The sequence below is a fragment of the Burkholderia territorii genome, from assembly GCF_902833055.1.
GTDB classification, from domain to species: domain Bacteria; phylum Pseudomonadota; class Gammaproteobacteria; order Burkholderiales; family Burkholderiaceae; genus Burkholderia; species Burkholderia territorii.
In genome coordinates this window covers 1-431 of the sequence record NZ_CADFEJ010000164.1, presented here as the reverse complement: position 1 = coordinate 431, position 431 = coordinate 1, and the positions used below count along the sequence as shown (strand labels likewise).

Annotated in this window: 1 protein-coding gene; it reads right to left on the bottom strand. The window is 62.9% G+C overall.

Annotated elements, in window-relative coordinates; genetic code table 11:
- On the bottom strand, positions 1–431 hold a 431-nt coding region (locus HW466_RS31540), incomplete at both ends, for a phospholipase domain-containing protein (protein ID WP_176316188.1).

Here is a 431-nt window from a genome sequence, read left to right as displayed (position 1 = left end):
TCCGACGGGATCGAGAAGTGGCGCGTCTGCGCGCCGTAGGCGTTATCCGTGACGGACAGCTTCACGGCCTTGGCGCCCTTGTTGCTGATCTTCAGCATGACGTTGCCGTTGGCCGCGTCGTAGCCCACCATCACCACCGGCTTGGCTGACTTGTTCCGGGTCTTCCTGTCCTGCGGGATCGCGCCGACGAACTGGCGCACGAAACTGTTCGGGCCATACACCAGGAAGTTGTAGACGCCGTCCGTGCCGGCCAGGTTGAAGGTGTCGGCGATCGACTTGCCGGCCTCCACCGTGTAGCGCCACGGGCCGTCGCTTCGGTTGGTCGAGTACACGTAGAAGCTCGCGCCCACCTTGCCCGTGTTCGAGAAGTTGATCTGGAATTCGTTGTCCTTGGTGAGTTCGCGACCGTTGGCGTGCAGCTCGTAGGGCAG